Source organism: Pseudoalteromonas sp. Bsw20308 (assembly GCF_000310105.2).
GTDB lineage: Bacteria > Pseudomonadota > Gammaproteobacteria > Enterobacterales > Alteromonadaceae > Pseudoalteromonas > Pseudoalteromonas fuliginea.
Genome location: NZ_CP013139.1, coordinates 338,224 through 356,602 on the forward strand (window position 1 = coordinate 338,224; position 18,379 = coordinate 356,602).

An 18,379-nucleotide genomic window follows, 5' to 3' on the forward strand; every position below is an offset into this window, starting at 1 on the left:
TTAACATTTCGCCTCCACTTCTTTATGTAAAAATATTAGAACGTGTATGTTGCTTTAGCGTAGTAAAAGCCACCATTAATACCGAACGGAGATGTTTCGTAATACTTACCGCCCCAGTTGTTATTTGGTGCGCCAGCTGCTTCAGCAAAATCAAGTTTTTCAGCATCCTGATCAAATAAGTTTTGAGCACCAACCGAGAAGCTAATTGACTCATTCATGAAGTAAGTAATTTCAGCATCAATAGTTACAGCTGCGTCAGCAGTTTTTGCTGTTGCATCGTAATCTACGTGAACGCCTTGGTATTCGCCGTAGTAATTTGCACGAGCAAATGCAGAGATAGATTCCCACTGTTGAGACAATGTGAAAGTAGCACGGTGATTAGGTAAGTCTTCTTCTAAACGCTTAACTTTAAATGCACCGGTAATATCACTAAATTGAGTTACTTCAGTATCATTCCAGTTGTAAGCAAGGCTAAAAGTAGAGCTACCGCCCATTAATTCAGCTGTATAGTTTGCAACTAAATCGATACCTTGTGTTGTTGTATCAAAGTCATTCGTGAAAAAGCTTACTTGTGCAAGACTCTGTACATTAGGTACGCCCGCTGCTTCAAGTGTATCTTTATCGCTTTGACTTAAATTAATCTTATCTGATTGGCTAATACGATCTTCTACTTGGATATTGTAGTAATCAAGTGTTAAAAATAAATCACCAATAGTGTATACAGCGCCAAACGTGTAGCTTTGAGATTCTTCTGGCTCAAGCTCTGTACCACCTAATTGTACCGCAATTGGGTTTGTTGGTGGAAGTAGTGCTGAATCTTGTAATACACCATTGTCTAAGCTTGTTTGTACGTTACTTACATTAGCTTGACCAACCGTTGGTGCACGAAAGCCTGTACTAATAGAGCCGCGCACGTTTAAATCTTCCGTTACATGGTACTGCGCCATAACTTTATAGTTTGTTGTTGTGCCAAAGCTGTCGTAATCTTCAAAACGTAAAGCTAAGCCCATTAAAAAATCTTCAGTAAATGGGGCTTCAATATCAACAAATGCAGCGTAGTTACGGCGAGTGTATTCACCCGCGTCAGATGGTTTAAAACCAGGGAAACCATTAGAACCTATACCAAAACCTTGCTCAGTAAACTCACCTGCAGTAAATGACGCTACATCACCAGATGTTACTGTAAATGTTTCTTCATGCCACTCTAAACCACCGGCAATATTTACATCGTATGCTAAATCAAAATCAAATCCTTTAGAAATATCTAAATTGAAGTTTTTCTCTAGTTGCGAGTATTTACCTGGACTAAAGTCGCGTGGTGAGTCTAAGCCTAATGACGCATTAACTGTATCGTAAATAAAGTAGCGAGATTCATTAAAGCCAACCGTACCACTAATGTCATAAAATGCATCTTTTAAGAAGCCACCAGTGAACATGCCTTTAGTACCAATTGTTAAAGAAGTATCGGTAATGTTACCACCAAAGTTAGGTGTAAAACCGCCAGGCAGTGTTTCATTAAATGCAAAACAGTTAGCAGAAGTTAGTGAATCTATTGCAGATTGATCTGGTGCACCGTTAGCTTGAATTTCTACTACTGGACAATCTAATTGAGCGTCATAACCGTCTAAAGAACCAACTAAAACAGTAGGTGTAGCAGCATCCCAAGCAGTTTGTCCAACTGGGTTGTCATCACCAGGGCGGCGCATATTTATACCATTAACATCGCGAATGTTACCACCATATACACCTGGGCGAGATGTAGGGTTACGATAATAGAAGCCACCTCGTACATCGCGCTCAGAGTAGTTACCAAACATGTAAAATTCAGAATCGTTTGTTAGCTCTAATCCAACATTACCAAAAATTGAAATATCATCATCGACTTCTGGTGCGCCCCAAACTTGAGCTAAAGGAGATACGTCTTGAACACCAGCTGCTGCAAGTCCAGCAGCATCAGGACGCTGTACAGAGCGACTAGTTGCATCAGCTGTTTTGTATTGAAAGCTTAAGTTAGCAAAACCGTTGTCGGTAAACGGTAAACCAATGTTACCCGATACTTGAGTTGTATCGCCATCACCTTCGTAGAACTGGCCGTGGCGAACTTCTAATTTACCGCCTTCTGACGCGTCTTTAAGTTGGAAGTTCATTACACCTGCAATTGCATCAGAACCATACTGAGCTGCAGCACCATCACGAAGTACTTCTACTTGCTTGATTGCAATACTAGGGATAACTGAGATATCAGCACCTTGTGCACCATCATTAATACCACCACCTAAAAATGCGATTACAGAAGCACGGTGACGACGTTTGCCGTTTAAAAGAACCAATGTGCTGTCTGATGGTAAGCCACGTAAGTTTGCTGGGCGAACAAGTGATGCTGCATCACTAATAGGGTTTTGGTGAACATTGAAAGATGGCACTGCACCTTTTAAAAGCTCAAGCATGTCAGTATTACCTGACTTTTCAAGCTCTTCACCACCAATAATATCGATAGGAACCGGTGAATCACCAATTGAACGTGGAGCTGAACGCGTACCTACTACAGCAATTTTTTCAACATTTTTATTAACTTTAGCTTTTGCTTGTTCTTCATCTGCAGCAATAGCAGAGCTTGAGATGAATAAACCAGCGGTAGTGGTCGCTAGCGCAAACTTAATTGCCTGATTTAGTACGTTGTTTTTTAATTTCATTCTAATTTTCCCCAGTTAGAATAATTTTTGTTTAGTAAGACTTTGTAGGTATTACTTATTTTATATTTTTGGACTGGAATACAGTGGATGTTAGGAGGAAGTTTAATTACTTGACCCCTTAGAGTTTTAGCTCACATCTAGTGAAGTCCTAATTACAGACTATACATAAAAAACAACGAGAGCAATTATTAATTAACTATTAAATAACAAAAGTTTAAATTAACTAAAAGCAGCTAGAGTGGTGCGTTATAAGAAGTTAAATGGACTAATTAAGTGCAATATGGTGTTTTTAAGGGGAGTTAATGCATTTTTTAGGTTGTTAAACTGTCGGCTTTGTTAATTAACTGTATCTATTTGGGGTTGTGTTAGCTGCCATTTTTTAAGCTTTTCTTTGTATGTATCCCATACGCACGGGCAGCAAGAGCCTCCGCCACAACATTCATCAGATTTTGGTTTTTCAGGTTTTAAAATATTTTTAGTATTTTCTTTGAACATGGAAATAAATTAATTCGGCACTAGTTTGGTGCAAATAATAGTAGATGAGGCGAATCAAGTAAATTATTCTTTGTGAACATGGATGCCTGTGTGAAAATGCATGTTATGCGATTATATAAAGTTATTCACCGTGCACCTTGGCGGGTAGTTAAAATTAGTAAAAAACGCCAACAGCTGCGTTTTCGCCGTGCTATGGTGGCGCTTAAAATCGCACTCGCCCAAGAAAAACAAGAAACAAAAGAAATGCTTTCTATTTATAGGCGCTATACGCAAGGACAAACAAATCAAGCTGAGTTAAAGCGTGCCAACGAACAATTTGTCGATATTTTAAAGGGCCTTGGCTTGGGTGTATTTGCTGTATTACCATTTGCACCTATCACTATTCCCTTAGTGGTTAAATTAGGAAGTTTAGTTGGGGTAGATGTACTACCTAGCTCCTTTAACATGAACAAATCAATTAAAGAGCTCGACGCAGAAATTAATCAAGAAAATCAAAAAGAAACTCAAAAAAAACAGACTAAAAAGTAATCTTACAAACCGTTAAATTAGCGATACCTTTTAAGTGTACTTATTGATATGCTCTTAAGTACCATTTTCATATTATACGAGCTATTTAATGAGTGCATTACTACGTCATACATCTTCTGGTATTCCTTTATCTTTTATTTTAAAAAACGAATTATCTGACTGGCAAACTCAGCAACCTGCATTTATACAAAACTGGTTAAATAACACGGGCTTTGAAAAGCAAGGGCTAGCCCTTATTCCCGATGCTAACACTGGCGAGTTAAGCCAGGTATTTTGTTTAATGCAAAGTAGCGATGACTTTTGGGCTGCGGGTAATTTAGCAAATACACTTCCTACAGGTACTTATCAAATTCAAGGCGGCAGCGCTTTTGTAGAGCAGGTTGCTTTAGGGTTTGTACTTGGTGGTTACGAATTTAGTGAATATAAAGAAAAACCAACAGCAAAAGCGCAATTAGCCATTAGCGATAAAGCGTTATATGAACGCATTAGCCAACAAGCTGATGCCATTACACTTGCACGTGATTTAGTTAATACTCCAGCGGTTGATATGATGCCGCAACATTTATCGCAAGTAATGGAAGATTTAGCTGCAACTTACAATGGCGAATTTTCACAGTGGGTTGGCGATGAGTTACTAGAGCAAAACTACCCGACTATTCATATGGTGGGTCGTGCAAGCGAAAATAAACCGCGTTTACTTGATTTAAAATGGGGTGCAACAGATGCTCCATTAATTACACTAGTCGGTAAGGGCGTATGTTTTGACTCAGGCGGACTTGATTTAAAACCAAGCTCTGGCATGCGTAACATGAAAAAAGACATGGGCGGCGCCGCGCATGTAATTGCACTAGCGCAGCTTATTATGGCAGCTAACTTACCAATTAGATTACGTGTACTTGTACCCGCTGTTGAAAATGCAGTATCGCGAAATGCATTTCGCCCTGGCGATGTTGTTAAAACACGCAAAGGCATTATGGTCGAAATTGATAATACCGACGCTGAAGGCCGTTTAGTATTATGTGATGCACTAAGCGAAGCACAAAACGATAACCCTGAGCTAATTATTGATTTTGCTACTCTCACGGGTGCATGTCGTGTTGCGTTAGGCACGGAGCTTCCGGGCTTTTTCTCAACAGAGCGCGATGTAGCAAACGGTATTATTGATGCAGGTTTAAGTGTCCATGATCCTGTTTGGCAACTTCCGTTGTTTGAGCAATATAAAAACTTACTAAAAAGTGATGTAGCCGATATGGCAAACTGTGCAAGCACACCGTTTGGTGGTGCTATTACTGCAGCGCTTTACTTAAAAGAATTTGTTGAACCAACAACACCGTGGGTACATTTTGATGTAATGGCGTGGAACTTACGTGCATTACCAGGTCGTCCAACGGGTGGTGAAGCATTAGGTATTCGTGCTGTATTTAACTACTTACAAAATCGTTTTAATAAATAAGTTTTTGATTCAATAGTAAGAACTTGAGCTTATGAGTTTTAAACCTCATAAAGCTCAAGTGGCAAGTTATCTGGATCGGCAAAAAAGGTAAACTTTTTGCCGGTTATTTCATCCACTCTAATATCCTCAACGTTTACATCGCACGACTCTAAATACGTTTTTGCAATCTGTACATCCGCTACCTTAAAAGCTAAATGTCTTAAGCCTTTTGCTTCGGGATAGCTGGGTCTTTCGGGCGAACCATCAAACGAAAATAGCTCTATTTGGCTACCATCGGGCATGGCTAAATCTAATTTACATGAATTACGATCAGCTCTAAAGTGCTCATTAATAACGTTAAGTTTAAGTACATTGCTATAGAAGTGTTTAGAACGTGCATAGTCACTACAAATAATCGCGGCGTGGTGAATACCTAAAAGTTTCAAATTTAATTCCTTAAAAGCAAAAACGCACTTAAATAAGTGCGTTTTAAATGTGGCTTATTATATGCTGCGTTAGCTTTGCTCGGCTTCTTTACATGCTTTAACTGCTGGTGCTACTAGCTCTAAACCAGTTTTATCACACGGCGGTAAAGCAGCATCGCTTACACTAATAGGCGTTACACGTTCGCCCCATTTTATGTAACTTGCAGCCCATGTAAGGCCTGCACCAAATGCTGCAGACATAATGTTTGAATGCGGTTTAATTAACCCTTGCTCAACGGCTTCACATAACGCAATAGCAATAGTCGCAGCAGAGGTATTACCATACTCACCAATGTTAACCATTACTTTTTCGTCAGGTACTTTTAAGCGATGCTGAATAGCCTGAATAATACGTAAGTTAGCTTGGTGTGGAACGAGTACATTAATGTCGTCAAGGCTTAAGTTGGCCTGTTTCAGTACGTCGTCGCAAGCTTCACTCATACCTTTTACAGCACGTTTAAAAATTTCACGACCTTCAAATAATAAATCAGATGGACCAATTGGCTCATACTTATTTAAATCGCTACCAAAGTTGGTGATGTGTAAAATATCGCGGTCTTCGCTGTCACAACCGGTTTTGGTACCAAGTAGACCAGCTGGGGTATCTGCCGCTTCAAGTACTACTGCACCTGCGCCATCGCCAAATAAAACAGCGCTGTCGCGACGTGCCCAGTTTACGTACCAGGTCATACGCTCAGCGGCAATGACGACTGCTTTTTTAATCATACCCGCTTGAATTTGTGCTGTTGCAGCTTGCAACGCATATAAAAAGCCCGAGCATGCAGCGTTTGTATCCATTGCGGCAGCGCCTGTTGCACCAATATTTTTTTGCACTTGTGAGGCGGTATTTGCCACAACAGTAGAAGGTGTACAGGTTGCTAATATCACTAAATCAATATCTTTAGGATCAACGCCTGCGCACGCAATAGCATGCTTAGCAGCAACAGTTGCCAGCTCGGCGGTACTTACATGGCTCACTCGGCGAGATTTAATGCCTGTACGCGTGGTTATCCACTCGTCGGTGGTATCAACTATTTCACTAATTTCATCGTTGCTAATGCTTGCTGGTGGAATGCATTTACCCCAACCAGTGATATGTGCGTAAGGCATAGTATGTTCTCTTAAGGTGGTCTGACATGTGTTAATTATGGGGGAGTTATACCAAAAAACGGCTTTCAAGACTAGTTTATAGCATGCTTTGTATCGTAAATATTCGCAATTACAGGTTATTTAAGGTAATGCTAGTATAAAAAAGGAGCAAGTATGAAAACAACACTAATAACAACATTCACTGCAATAACGCTGGCATTAATAGCAAATGGGGCTTTTGCTCAACAGCATAAAATTATTTATGCGGGCAGTTTACTTGCATCCGAGGATCAAAAAGTAAAAACAGAGCAAACGTTAGTCATAACAGATAATACAATAACAGCCATTAAAAACGGCTACCTCACAAAAGCAGAACTTAACCTACCTGATGCCGATATTATCAATCTTAAAAATCAATTTGTAATGCCTGGTCTTATTGATATGCATGTTCACGTTACGTTTGAGCGAGATGCTAAAGCAAATCCTCACCGTTGGGCAACAGAATACGATGCGGATTATGCTTTGCGCTCAATTAAATATTTACAACGTACGCTCGATGCGGGTTTTACATCAGTGCGAGATTTAGGTAGCGATCACAAAGTAATATTTCCGCTAAAACGCGCTATTGAGCGAAATGATATTAACGGCCCTCGCATTTTTGCAGCGGGTAATACAATATCGCCTACCGGTGGACACGCAGATATGCACGGATATCGAAAAGATATTACAGATGCGGTTACAGGCGGGATTGGTATTTGTAATGGCGCGGATGATTGTAGCCGTGCGGTACGCGAGGTAATTAAAAGTGGTGCTGATGTAATTAAAATTACTGCCACGGGTGGAGTACTAAGTAATACCGCTGCTGGTGTTAACCAACAACTTACAGATGCAGAGCTGGTTGCAATAGTTGATACGGCTCACCACTTAGGGCGTAAAGTTACAGCCCATGCACACGGTACACAAGGTATAAAAGCGGCCTTAAAAGCCGGTGTGGATTCTATTGAGCATGGCTCTTATTTAGATAAAGAGGCAATAAAGTTATTTAAAAAAACGGGGCTTATTTAGTACCGACGCTTTTAGCGGGGGCAACGGTCAGTGAAGAGGTGCTTACAAACCCAAATATGCCACCGGCAATAGCCGACAAAGTGCGTGAAGTGACTCCAAAAATGCAGGCTTCGTTTAAACTTGCACTGAAAAACAAGGTTAATATAGCTTTTGGAACAGACTCTGGGGTGTCGCGTCATGGGCTTAATGCTAACGAATTTAGTTTAATGGTAAACAATGGTATGAGCGAAGCCCAAGCTATTAAATCAGCAACCATACATGCAGCTAAACTGCTGGGGCAAAGCGCACTCATTGGCGACTTGAGTGTTGGTAAACAAGCAGATATTATCAGTGTGAATGGCTCACCGCTTAAAAATATCGACGTACTTAAAAACGTACAATTTGTTATGAAAGCTGGGCAAGTTTATAAACAATAGGGAAGGTTATGAGCAGCAAAATAAAAGTGTCGTTGTTTAATCATTTGATTGACGCTGAGCGCCAGTTACTAGACCCAGAAGTTCGCCAATCTGAGCGCGCATTAGATGCTTTACTCGATGATGAATTTATCGAAATTGCTGCCAATGGCACTACATTTAATAAATACCAAGTACTAACTCGTTTACCTACCGAGGTTGTGCCACAGTTTTATAATCAGCATTTTAAGGGCCGAATGCTGAGCGATGATGTAGTGCAACTTAGTTATCAAGCAGCTTATAGGCGCTCTGCTCGCGCTGAGTTTAATTATTCATTGCGTATGTCGCTTTGGCGGCAAACTAACGGGCAATGGAAAATGGTGTTTCACCAAGGAACGCCTTGTGCACCTTTTTCAATTTCGATGGATGATGATTAAAAATCACATAACCGTTAAAATAACCTTATTAAACATTTGATTGGGCAATTACCTCTTGTTAATGCGTACCGACCCCACCATTAGTCGACTATTAATGCTGCGAAGCGGCGCTATTGCCGTGCAATTAATTGCGGTGCTTAGCGTTTATTTTTTATTAGAACATCAAATTGCATTACTGCCTTTACTTATTGTTATTGCCGTTGAGGCTGTGTTTCAGCTTATTAGCCTATTTGCTTATCGAAATGTAAGCCGTGCTAAACCTTTGGGTATGTTGATGCAGTTAACCGCTGATGTATTATTTTTAACGGTTTTGCTATCGCTAAGCGGCGGTGCGACCAATGCATTTGTATCACTGTTATTGCTCCCGATAATGATCGCTGCTGTTACGCTGCGAGAAAAAGGATTAGCTTATATTGCGGTATTAGCCATTGCCGCATACAGTTTTTTACTTATAAAGATGCCCGATCACAGTATGCATCAAATGAATATGAGTGGTCATTTTATTGGCATGTGGGTTAATTTTGTTTTAAGTGCCAGCGTAATCGCACTTGTTATTGGCGCAATGAGCAGGGCACTTAAAGAGCGAGAGCGAATTATTGCAAACGTGCGTGAAAAACAATTACGTAATGAACAGCTTGTTACCCTTGATGGGGCCGCTGCACAAATAACCCATCAACTAGCGACCCCAATTGCAAATTTACAGCTATTGTTTGAAGAGTTATTAGAAGAGCAACCAAACAACCCCATTGTTAAGCACATGCAAGCGCCGCTTACTCAGTGTAGTACGCAACTTAACGACTTTAGAAAACTCTCAGAGCAATTACGCCTTAAAAATTCACAAGAGCATACCACCGTAAAGCAGCTGCAAACACAAATTACAGATACACTTTTACTGCAATACCCTGATCAGCACATTAAATGGATTACGCCACCTATTGCGGCAACGCTATTGAGTGATGCGATGTTATTGCCTGCTATTTTAAATTTATTGCAAAACGCCGCGCTTGCTAATCAAAAACAAGGTAAAACTCAATTAGAGCTGAGTTGGCAGCAAGATAACTTACATAGTGAATGCGTTTACTTGTTAATTCGCGATTTTGGCCCTGGCTTTTCATCATCGCAATTAGCAGAGCTGGGCGGGCAACTTATGCCAAGCGATCAGGGAATGGGGCTTGCTGTACTTTTATCAAACGTTACTTTTGAGCGTTTAAATGGCTCACTTACTTTGTTTAACCATGCTGATGGCGGCGCTGTTGCCAAAGTTAAACTCGCTATTGTAAACATTGAGAATAACGCCTCATGAAGTTACTTATAATTGAAGACGACATTAATTTAGCCAGCACACTGGCAAGGCGCTTAACTAAACAAAGCTTTATCTGCGAGGTGGCGCATAATCAAAGTGATGCGTTACTTACCGCGCGTAAAATATTGCCCGACTTTGTTTTATTAGACATGAAACTAGGTGACGACAACGGGCTTGCACTCATAAAGCCGCTGCGTAGTTTGCTCCCCCAAACTCATATTGTTTTACTAACAGGGTTTGCAAGTATAGCAACCGCAGTAGAGGCAATGCGTTTAGGCGCAAACGATTACCTTACTAAGCCGGTTGATATGGCAACATTATTAAAAGCGCTTAACACCGAGCCTGTGCCATCGGCATCGAGTGTTATTGATGATGCGGTTATGTCGCCGGAGCGCTTAGAGTGGGAGCATATTCAACAAGTACTGCACAGTAATAATGGCAATGTGTCGGTTACCGCAAGGCAACTTAATATGCATAGACGTACTTTGCAGCGCAAGTTACAAAAAAAGCCGGTGCAGCAGTAATTTAGTACTTAATTTGAGGAAAGTGCCATGAGCGATGATGCAGCTATATTAATGCAAAATCAAAAAATTATATTATTTGATGCGCAATGTAAGCTGTGCAGCGCGTGGTGTAATTTTATTATTGCTAATGATACACAGACTATTTTTAAATTATGCAGTGTGCAATCTCCAAAAGGAGAACTGTTGTTAGCACACTTTGGTTTTTCAACAATTGAATATGCTTCAATGGTTTACCTAGAAAACGGTAAAGCATTTACACAAAGCCATGCTTTTTTTAATGTTGTTAAGCAGCTAGGTTATCCATACAAGCTAGCAAACGTATTTAGTATTTTGCCAAATAGGTTTAATAATTGGCTATACGATAAGATTGCTTTAAACCGCTATACCTTATTTGGTAAATATCAGTATTGCAGAATTCCCAACCCAGATGATGCCAAACATTATTTATAAATTAGTGGTTAATACACTGCAGCATAAGTAGATGATAGGCTTATGAGGTTGTGTTAAAATCGCCGCGTTTAATTTTAGCTAACGGTATAAAAGGCTTTTTTCATGGCAAACACAGCACATGCACTTCACATTTTGGTTAAGCACAAAGAAATTGCAGAAGATATTATTAAGCAATTAGGTAAAGGTGCGAAGTTTCAAACCTTAGCTAAAAAGTATTCGTCATGCCCATCGGGCAAAAAAGGCGGTGACTTAGGTGAATTTAGACGCGGCCAAATGGTCCCTCAGTTTGATAAAATTGCATTTAAAGGCGCAATTTTAGAACCCCACCTAGTTAAAACAAAATTTGGCTGGCATGTAATTAAAGTACTTTATCGCACGTAATAAAATGATTTTTTGGTATTTGCGCGTTGTGATTGCTTGTATATGGGAAATGACTACATCGCTGTAAATTTAACCTTTGATGATAAACACGCGCTAACCTAAAATTTTGGGTTGTTTACTATTATAAAGTATTAAAAAAAACCGCATTTTATATCTACGCGGTTTTTAACTAATTAAATTATTGATTACTTAACTGGTAATTCGATATCTGCAAATAATTTATCGACATCATCTTGGTTACGCAATAAACTTGCTCGTTCAACACGTTCTTTTGTTAGGTGTGGTGCAAAACGCTCAATGAAGTCATACATATAAGTGCGTAAAAAACTGCCTTTTCTAAATCCAATTTTAGTGGTACTTGCCTCAAATAAATGGCTCGCATCAATACAGACTAAATCGGTATCACTTATTTGATCTATTGCCATTGAAGCGACTACACCGACCCCTAACCCTAGACGAACATAGGTTTTAATTACATCAGCATCGGTTGCTGTAAATACAATATGGGGCTCAAGACCATGTGCACTAAATGCTTTATCTAGTTCTGAGCGACCCGTAAAGCCAAATACGTAAGTAATGAGCGGATATTGCGCTATGTCGGCAACAGTTAAATTATTTACTTTTTTCGCAAGAGGATGGTCTTTTGCAACAACAATACTGCGATTCCAGTGATAGCATGGCAACATAACCAAATCTGAATAAAGATGAAGTGCCTCAGTCGCAATTGCAAAATCAGCGTCGCCACGAGCAGCTGCGTCTGATATTTGTTGTGGTGTACCTTGGTGCATATGGAGTGAAACCGCAGGATATTTCTTCATAAATCCTTGAATAACACTCGGAAGAGCGTAGCGGGCTTGCGTGTGAGTTGTTGCAATATTAAGCTTACCTTGATCTGGTAATGTATGCTCATTTGCAACCGCTTTTATGCCTTCTACTTTGGAAAGTATTTCTCGGGAAATATTAATTATTTCTTCGCCAGCGCCCGTCACATGGGTTAAATGTTTACCGCTGCGGCCAAAAATTTGTACACCCAACTCATCTTCTAACATACGTACTTGTTTAGAAATACCAGGTTGAGAGGTAAATAAACTTTCAGCAGTTGCTGAAACATTTAATTTATGATTTTGTACTTCTACGATATATCTGAGTTGTTGTAATTTCATAGCTGCATATTTTAACGTTGTTATTCATATAATTTATAAAGGTAATACGTGTTAAACCCAAGCGTTTTTAATTTTAAAATTCACCTTGAGTTTTAGGCATACACATTTATCTGTTTGGGATCTAAGGCTAGCACAATAAATATGCTTCAGATAGCAATGATTATCCGAGATAATCTTATAATAGGCCCTCCTTGTAATGCTTTTTTAGCATATTTATAAGTTAAACAGCGCAAAGCTACCCTGTTAGTATATATTTAATGTAAGATTAAAAAATTAGATATGAATCCGAGAATTACACTATGATCGTTTCAATTATTATTGTGCTCATAGTCGCACTTATTGTGATTGCGCTTTGGGTAAGTGCTGTACAGCAACACAAAGAGAAACAAGAAGGCGAACGTCGCAAAGAGCTTACAAAGCAAAAGGCGATAATAGAAGAGACTGAAGAGGCACTTGTGAATAGCGCCAACATACCTTTGTCCGAACCTATTATTCGCGTACTACAACGCCGTGTTTATGAAGCGCTGAAAACTATGGTGGCAAATTCCACTGGTTCAAAGGCGCTTAAAAATAGGTTAAGTGAAGCAAAAGAGCATCTTACGCAACCTGTTCAAGGCAATAATAATGACTCGCTGTCTTTACCGAGTAACGACAAACAGCTTGTAAGTCTTATCCAAGGTATAAAAAAATTACGCATAGTGTTACGCTCAGAACACAATAAAGGGCGAGTTGATAGCCAAGTGTTTACGGTTGAAGATAAACGATTAGAAAAGCTTCAACTTCGTATCAATATAGAAAGCCAAATAAAACGCGGTTTATCAGCACGTTCGGCAAACATGGTAGGTTCTGCTAGGCAATATTTTGAAAAAGCCCAGGTTACTCTTAACGGGGTTACTTATTCTGACGAATATGTTTCAGCTAAACGCCAAGAAGTGGAAGGTTATCTAGAGGCAATTAGTGTAGAGCTTCGGGCATCGAATGCTAATGCGCTTAAAAAGAAAAACGAACAAGAGCAGGACGACTTGGATATATTATTTGCTCCTAAAAAGAAATGGTAAATATGTGTTATCAGCGATAAGCATCCTTTCATTTTAAATTATTATTTGAAAGCCAGAAACTTTCTGGCTTTGTATATTTTTATTTCAGCCTACCCCTCAGCTAAAATGCTTGATCAGCTTGTCGTGTTGTTACAGGTAATCAGTACTCGAATGATAAATCTAACACCCATCCTAATTTCCTTAGCGAAAAATGGAATGAAAAATAAACTTTAGCCAAAAAAGTAAATTTAGTGGCGCAGTTTTGTTAGTCCAATTAATGTGGCAGTCTACTTTGGTTTTTGAAGCAACTATTACTTAGCCAAGAATCTATATATGGTAATTAAATGATTGAAAAAATTATTGGTTTCGTTCTTTTTTTTTTATTCTTAGTATCATTTTTAAGTGTGCTCGGCAATTTATTAGCTGCTTTACTTAATCCTATTGAACTGAAGTTAATTGCCTTCAAAAGGTTGAGTATATCCTTGGCTATACTGATAGTTACATTTTTAGTCGCATATAAATTAGGTTATTTTATTGATAAGTATAAATAAAGGAAATAACAAAGACACATATAGGCGTTCCCTTTTAGTCAAAACGAGTTAGTTTATAAACATAAAAAATTAATGCTTTTCATCTTATTTAATATCACTGTAATGGTGCGTCGCAGTCTTTTTGAAAAGCAAAGTTACTAAAAAATAATGATGCCACCCTGCATAATTTTATGTGGTGAAAATCATTTACGGGAATCGAAGAGGATGGGTTGAAGTTAAGTCCTTTATACTACTGTGAATAATAACACCTCCTTATTACTGTATGTTGACGATAAAAAAATAACGTTAACATCCATCCTAATTTTCTTAGCGAAGAACGGAGTAAAAAAGATGAAATCTTTGCCAAAAAGATTAAATTTAGTGGCACAGTTTTGTGGTTAAATTAAGATGGCTGTCATCCTAATTTCTTGTATGGGGTACGTTGGAGTTGAAGCTTCAGCTACCATTGGAACTGCTGAAGGCTATATGAGTTATAGTTATCCTGTAGTAGAAAATTTTAACGTAATAAGCAGTGCTTTCATAGAGTCGTTTTATAATCAGTCTAAGGGACCGCTGGGGGATTAATTGAGTAAGTTTTTATTTTTTATATTGTTAGTAGTATTTTTTTGCCATCAAGCAAAGGGTAATTGTAGTGAGAATGTTACTTTAGAGTTGATAAAGGATGATATTGACGCACAACAGGAACTCGAATGGAAAGATGTTTCTAATATACTAGAACAAGGGATATTGCAGAATGACAGCACTGCGTATTTTCTGTCTGGTTACATTTTATATTTGGGAGCATACAACCAAAATCCAGATTATAAAGAAGCTAGAAAAATGCTTTCAATTTCATCGGATTTAGGGAATATAAGAGCAAAGCATATTCTGGGTAGTTTTTTAATTACAAGTGAAAAAGCAGAAGATGTATATAAAGGTACCAAGCTACTAGAGTTATCTTTTGAGGAAGGTATTTTAGATTCTAGTGTAAATTTATATTATGCATATCAACTTGGAAAATATGGTGATATTGCTTTTCTAAAAAATTCCTTACGTAAAGCATCTGATGTGGGTGATGATGAGGCTGCTATATTATTCGGTCAATTGACTTTAGATGAAGCAATGAAAAAGAATGATTCAGAATCACTATTTAAAATGGTTTCTTATCTATCAAACAGAGCTGATAAGCAAGGTTTTTCAAATGATATGTATAAGAACTTATATTATCTTTTTTTTGGAGTATACGGCCTGCGAGACTCTCCGTTAAAAAATAGTATTTATGCGGATTATTATTTAAAAAAAGCGGCTGAAAATGGACATGAATATGCAATAAAAATACTTAATGAAAATAAATAGGTCCAGGTCTCTTTTTGCTTTTTTGTTATAATAGTTATTTTTACTGGTTCAATTGTTGCTGTTGGTAAAGGTAGTGTTAGTGAGGAAATCACAAATATTACCAGCATTAGTTCTGGGATACTTGTACGCATTAATGCGAAAAAATTAACGTGACACCCATCTTAATTTTAGGCTTGTCTGCGCCCACTTATATACCAGTAAAACATCAGTTCAAATACCACAGAATTACAGGAGTATAGGTTGATTATGTCCCTTGGTAACATACGATTAGTAAAATATATTGTCCCAATACTTTTACTGTGTGCAAATAATGTCTGGTCTTGCTCAAAGTATGCAGAGATGGTTCAAACGGCTGACTTGAGTGAGGTCGGCGAACTTGCCCGACGAGAATTGGGACATGAACTTATGAGGGAGTATGATTTCCCAAGTAAGGTATTGAAGAGACTGATGAATAATGAAATGGAATTTGAAAAAAGTAATATTCTTCATAAATATGGGGATGTTTTGCTTGATATGGCTGTTTATCGTTCAAACTATGAAGGTGTCAGGTATTTGCTAAGTAACGACATATCCTTATTTTCAAAACGGAGATTTATAGAAAGCCCAATATTTGTTGCTACAAGTGCTAAGGACAAAAAAATGTTAAAGTTACTATTAGAAATGACAAGCTCTGAACATACTCAATTGTTTAAAATGGCAAATAAATATATTGATTGTGCTAACTCTTTGTAAGGTTAAGTAGTTTCATAAAAAATTAACGTGGCACCCATCTTAATTAGGATAGTTTTGCTTGTTAAAAATAGGTGCCTGTCTTGCTTAATATCTACCACAGTTCGATAAGGTTGCATTTAAAGGCGAAATTTTAGAACCCCACCTAGTTAAAACCAAATTTGGCTGGCATGTAATTAAAGTACTTTATCGTACTTAGTTTATTTTTAAGTAAGAAGTAGTCTGCGCTATATAGAAGAAGGCTGCAATAAGCAGCCTTTTTTAGTTTTAAACTTTATTTGTATATTAAGCGTCTTGCTTGGCTTCTTCTTCACTAATTTGTTTTAGTGCTTGAATGAATGATTCGCTTGGTTGTCCGCCAGTAAGTGCATACTTATCGTTTATGATAAATGTAGGTACTGACGTAATACCCATTTGTTTAAAGTTGTCTTGCTCTTGGCGTACGTCTTGTACGTATTTGTCTGAATGTAGAATACCGCGCGCAGTTTCTTTATCAAGACCTACTTTTTCAACAACGTCGAGTAGTGCTTCTTCTTGATTTAAGTATTTTAAATCAGTGAAGTGCGCTTCAAAAAAGGCAAGTTTTAATTCGGTTTGCTTACCTTCTTCACGTGCCCACATTAATAAACGATGCAAATCAAAGCTGTTGATCATGATGCGTTTGCCATCAAAATTAAAGGTGAATCCAGCACGCTTTCCTGCTTCGAACATGTTTTTACGATTTTCGTCGCCTTGCTCTTCTGTTAGGTTGTACTTTTGCATTAAATGTTCGTTTAAGTCTTGACCTTCAATTGGCATATCTGGGTTTAGTTCAAAAGGATGCCACGTAATATCTGCGCTCATTTCGTCTTTGAGTTGCTCTAGTGCAGTTTCTAGGTTTTTATAACCCACTACACACCAAGGGCACATTACGTCTGAGACGATATCAATTTTAAAGTTTTTCATATTTATCCTTTTGAGGATTGCTTTGGTATAACAGGGGATATTGGGATGAACTGCACTTTATCAATACCAAACTAAAAAGAGCAGCTAAACAGCTGCTCTTGAAGGTATTCAGTTTTAAGCGTTAAGCCCAAATGGGTCGTCAATGCTATAACTTGGTTGTGTAAACCAATGAGGGCCGTTGTCGGTCATGTAAAAATGATCTTCTAAACGCACGCCAAATTCATCGGGTATAACTAACATTGGTTCGTTACTAAAGCACATGCCAGGGGCAAGTGGGGTTTTATCACCGCCAACTAAATATGGCCATTCATGAATGTCTAGCCCAATGCCGTGCCCCGTTCGATGCGGGCAACCCGGTGTTTGGTACTGCGGGCCTAGCCCTTGCGCTGCTAAATAGTTACGTGCGCCCGCGTCAACGTCTTCGCACGTAGCACCAATTTTAGCTGCATTAAATGCCGCCATTTGCGCTGCTTTTTCATGATCCCAAAACATACGTTGGCGCATTGTTGGTTCGCCAAATACATAGGTACGGGTTATATCTGATAGGTAATCGTGTACTTTACAGCCAGTATCAATTAGTACCATATCGCCTTTTTTAAGTATTTGGGCATCTTTAACACCGTGCGGGAAAGACGTTGCAACACCAAATAAAACAATACAAAAATAGTTACCTGGTGCACCTACTTTTTGGTGTGCTTGCTTAATAAAAGCTTCTACTTCGGTGGTGGTTATTCCCTCATAAAGCATGCTTGCTGTGGCTTGATGTACGGCTAAGGTCATGTCCATCGCGCGTTGCATTAAGCTAAGTTCATGAACTGATTTATGCATACGGCAATGCGCCGTTACAGGTTGTGCATTTATGAGGGTTAAACCCATTTGTGCTTTATTAATGCCGTCGAATATAAAAAATTGTGCGCTTTCATCAATGCCAATAGTTGCGTTTTCATTAATGTTTAACTTTTTTAATACTTCGACAAAAAGTGCATAAGGATTTTCGTGCTCTTGCCACCCATGAATAGGCCCATCTATTACTTTAAACCCGTTTAGTGAACCAATTTCGAAATAAGGCGCAATGTATTGTACTTCACCAAGGGCGGGTAATATCGCGCCAACCATACGTTCGCTCGCGTACCATTTCATGCCTGTAAAGTAGGTAAGGTTGGTGCCAGCGTTTAAATAAATTGCATCTATGTTGTTTGCTAGCATATACGCTTGCGCCTTGGCTATGCGCTCTAAATGTTCGTCAGCTGCGATAGGGGTCAGCGTTTGCGTCATGTTACTTAGGCTTGCCAGCGCTTGCTCGCTTGATTGTGTACCAATACCGGTGGTGGTCATATTTTTCTCC

At 38.8% G+C, this 18,379-nt stretch carries 17 protein-coding genes and 2 pseudogenes; 12 read left to right on the forward strand and 7 right to left on the reverse strand.

Annotated elements, in window-relative coordinates; translation table 11 throughout:
- Positions 1-35: 35 nt before the first annotated feature.
- Both D172_RS18750 and D172_RS21385 read right to left on the reverse strand, forming a co-directional pair.
- Positions 36-2,693: a TonB-dependent receptor plug domain-containing protein gene (locus tag D172_RS18750; protein ID WP_007375584.1), complete on the reverse strand. Its 2,658-nt coding sequence runs from the start codon at positions 2,691-2,693 to the stop codon at positions 36-38.
- 336 nt (positions 2,694-3,029) lie between these two features.
- Positions 3,030-3,188, reverse strand: a complete 159-nt coding sequence (locus D172_RS21385; RefSeq protein ID WP_007375583.1) for an oxidoreductase-like domain-containing protein — start codon at positions 3,186-3,188, stop codon at positions 3,030-3,032.
- A 105-nt stretch (positions 3,189-3,293) separates the two neighbouring features.
- On the opposite strand from D172_RS21385, the gene D172_RS18755 reads away from it, so the two are divergent.
- Both D172_RS18755 and D172_RS18760 read left to right on the forward strand, forming a co-directional pair.
- Entirely contained in the window at positions 3,294-3,716 is a 423-nt protein-coding gene (locus D172_RS18755; RefSeq protein ID WP_033023082.1) for a hypothetical protein, read from the forward strand.
- A gap of 88 nt (positions 3,717-3,804) precedes the next feature.
- The gene (locus D172_RS18760; RefSeq protein ID WP_007375581.1) at positions 3,805-5,169 is read left to right on the forward strand and encodes a leucyl aminopeptidase family protein; all 1,365 of its coding nucleotides are present in this window, start codon (positions 3,805-3,807) and stop codon (positions 5,167-5,169) included.
- Positions 5,170-5,207: 38 nt separating this feature from the next.
- Here D172_RS18760 and D172_RS18765 read toward each other — a convergent pair whose 3' ends face one another.
- Both D172_RS18765 and D172_RS18770 read right to left on the reverse strand, forming a co-directional pair.
- On the reverse strand, positions 5,208-5,594 hold the full coding sequence (locus tag D172_RS18765; RefSeq protein ID WP_007375580.1) for a VOC family protein: 387 nt from the start codon (positions 5,592-5,594) through the stop codon (positions 5,208-5,210).
- Positions 5,595-5,663: 69 nt separating this feature from the next.
- Positions 5,664-6,743, reverse strand: coding sequence for a ketoacyl-ACP synthase III (locus D172_RS18770; protein ID WP_007375579.1), 1,080 nt, complete (start codon positions 6,741-6,743; stop codon positions 5,664-5,666).
- 153 nt (positions 6,744-6,896) lie between these two features.
- Between D172_RS18770 and D172_RS18775 the strand changes: the two are divergent.
- The 6 genes and pseudogenes from D172_RS18775 to D172_RS18800 all read left to right on the forward strand — a co-directional run bounded on the left by D172_RS18775 (position 6,897) and on the right by D172_RS18800 (position 11,274).
- Positions 6,897-8,203 (forward strand): annotated as a pseudogene (locus tag D172_RS18775) (amidohydrolase family protein).
- 8 nt (positions 8,204-8,211) lie between these two features.
- Entirely contained in the window at positions 8,212-8,616 is a 405-nt protein-coding gene (locus D172_RS18780; protein WP_007375577.1) for a DUF4440 domain-containing protein, read from the forward strand.
- 61 nt (positions 8,617-8,677) lie between these two features.
- Complete coding sequence (locus tag D172_RS18785; RefSeq protein ID WP_007375576.1) at positions 8,678-9,919, forward strand: sensor histidine kinase; 1,242 nt, start codon at positions 8,678-8,680, stop codon at positions 9,917-9,919.
- Complete coding sequence (locus D172_RS18790) at positions 9,916-10,443, forward strand: response regulator transcription factor (protein WP_007375575.1); 528 nt, start codon at positions 9,916-9,918, stop codon at positions 10,441-10,443. The genes D172_RS18785 and D172_RS18790 overlap by 4 nt, the downstream gene beginning before the upstream one ends.
- Positions 10,444-10,470: 27 nt before the next feature.
- A complete protein-coding gene (locus D172_RS18795; protein ID WP_007375574.1) occupies positions 10,471-10,893 on the forward strand; it encodes a thiol-disulfide oxidoreductase DCC family protein in 423 nt (140 codons plus the stop codon).
- A 102-nt stretch (positions 10,894-10,995) separates the two neighbouring features.
- A complete protein-coding gene (locus tag D172_RS18800; protein ID WP_002959014.1) occupies positions 10,996-11,274 on the forward strand; it encodes a peptidylprolyl isomerase in 279 nt (92 codons plus the stop codon).
- Between the two features lie 185 nt (positions 11,275-11,459).
- Here D172_RS18800 and cysB read toward each other — a convergent pair whose 3' ends face one another.
- Positions 11,460-12,437, reverse strand: a complete 978-nt coding sequence (gene cysB / locus D172_RS18805) for an HTH-type transcriptional regulator CysB (protein WP_007375573.1) — start codon at positions 12,435-12,437, stop codon at positions 11,460-11,462.
- Positions 12,438-12,736: 299 nt separating this feature from the next.
- Between cysB and D172_RS18810 the strand changes: the two genes are divergently transcribed.
- The 4 genes and pseudogenes from D172_RS18810 to D172_RS21390 form a co-directional block, all read left to right on the forward strand.
- On the forward strand, positions 12,737-13,495 hold the full coding sequence (locus tag D172_RS18810) for a hypothetical protein (RefSeq protein ID WP_007375572.1): 759 nt from the start codon (positions 12,737-12,739) through the stop codon (positions 13,493-13,495).
- 1,094 nt (positions 13,496-14,589) lie between these two features.
- Positions 14,590-15,360: a sel1 repeat family protein gene (locus D172_RS18820; RefSeq protein ID WP_007375571.1), complete on the forward strand. Its 771-nt coding sequence runs from the start codon at positions 14,590-14,592 to the stop codon at positions 15,358-15,360.
- A 246-nt stretch (positions 15,361-15,606) separates the two neighbouring features.
- Complete coding sequence (locus D172_RS18825; RefSeq protein WP_033023035.1) at positions 15,607-16,092, forward strand: ankyrin repeat domain-containing protein; 486 nt, start codon at positions 15,607-15,609, stop codon at positions 16,090-16,092.
- Between the two features lie 91 nt (positions 16,093-16,183).
- Positions 16,184-16,288, forward strand: a pseudogene (locus D172_RS21390) (peptidylprolyl isomerase); the annotation flags it as partial.
- 86 nt (positions 16,289-16,374) lie between these two features.
- Here D172_RS21390 and D172_RS18830 read toward each other — a convergent pair.
- Both D172_RS18830 and D172_RS18835 read right to left on the reverse strand, forming a co-directional pair.
- A complete protein-coding gene (locus tag D172_RS18830; RefSeq protein ID WP_007375570.1) occupies positions 16,375-17,034 on the reverse strand; it encodes a DsbA family oxidoreductase in 660 nt (219 codons plus the stop codon).
- Positions 17,035-17,148: 114 nt separating this feature from the next.
- Positions 17,149-18,369 (reverse strand): M24 family metallopeptidase, encoded by a 1,221-nt coding sequence (locus D172_RS18835; RefSeq protein WP_007375569.1) that lies wholly within the window; start codon positions 18,367-18,369, stop codon positions 17,149-17,151.
- Positions 18,370-18,379: the final 10 nt, after the last annotated feature.

What these genes read in the sequence shown, in the direction of transcription:
- D172_RS18770 (WP_007375579.1), bottom strand. Translation starts at nt 6,743, where the DNA reads ATGCCTTACGCACATATCACTGGTTGGGGTAAATGCATTCCACCAGCA.
- D172_RS18750 (WP_007375584.1), bottom strand. Translation starts at nt 2,693, where the DNA reads ATGAAATTAAAAAACAACGTACTAAATCAGGCAATTAAGTTTGCGCTA.
- D172_RS18790 (WP_007375575.1), top strand. Translation starts at nt 9,916, where the DNA reads ATGAAGTTACTTATAATTGAAGACGACATTAATTTAGCCAGCACACTG.
- D172_RS18755 (WP_033023082.1), top strand. Translation starts at nt 3,294, where the DNA reads ATGCGATTATATAAAGTTATTCACCGTGCACCTTGGCGGGTAGTTAAA.
- D172_RS18760 (WP_007375581.1), top strand. Translation starts at nt 3,805, where the DNA reads ATGAGTGCATTACTACGTCATACATCTTCTGGTATTCCTTTATCTTTT.
- D172_RS18785 (WP_007375576.1), top strand. Translation starts at nt 8,678, where the DNA reads ATGCGTACCGACCCCACCATTAGTCGACTATTAATGCTGCGAAGCGGC.
- D172_RS18830 (WP_007375570.1), bottom strand. Translation starts at nt 17,034, where the DNA reads ATGAAAAACTTTAAAATTGATATCGTCTCAGACGTAATGTGCCCTTGG.
- D172_RS18795 (WP_007375574.1), top strand. Translation starts at nt 10,471, where the DNA reads ATGAGCGATGATGCAGCTATATTAATGCAAAATCAAAAAATTATATTA.
- D172_RS18780 (WP_007375577.1), top strand. Translation starts at nt 8,212, where the DNA reads ATGAGCAGCAAAATAAAAGTGTCGTTGTTTAATCATTTGATTGACGCT.
- D172_RS18800 (WP_002959014.1), top strand. Translation starts at nt 10,996, where the DNA reads ATGGCAAACACAGCACATGCACTTCACATTTTGGTTAAGCACAAAGAA.
- D172_RS18810 (WP_007375572.1), top strand. Translation starts at nt 12,737, where the DNA reads ATGATCGTTTCAATTATTATTGTGCTCATAGTCGCACTTATTGTGATT.
- D172_RS21385 (WP_007375583.1), bottom strand. Translation starts at nt 3,188, where the DNA reads ATGTTCAAAGAAAATACTAAAAATATTTTAAAACCTGAAAAACCAAAA.
- cysB (WP_007375573.1), bottom strand. Translation starts at nt 12,437, where the DNA reads ATGAAATTACAACAACTCAGATATATCGTAGAAGTACAAAATCATAAA.
- D172_RS18825 (WP_033023035.1), top strand. Translation starts at nt 15,607, where the DNA reads ATGTCCCTTGGTAACATACGATTAGTAAAATATATTGTCCCAATACTT.
- D172_RS18835 (WP_007375569.1), bottom strand. Translation starts at nt 18,369, where the DNA reads ATGACCACCACCGGTATTGGTACACAATCAAGCGAGCAAGCGCTGGCA.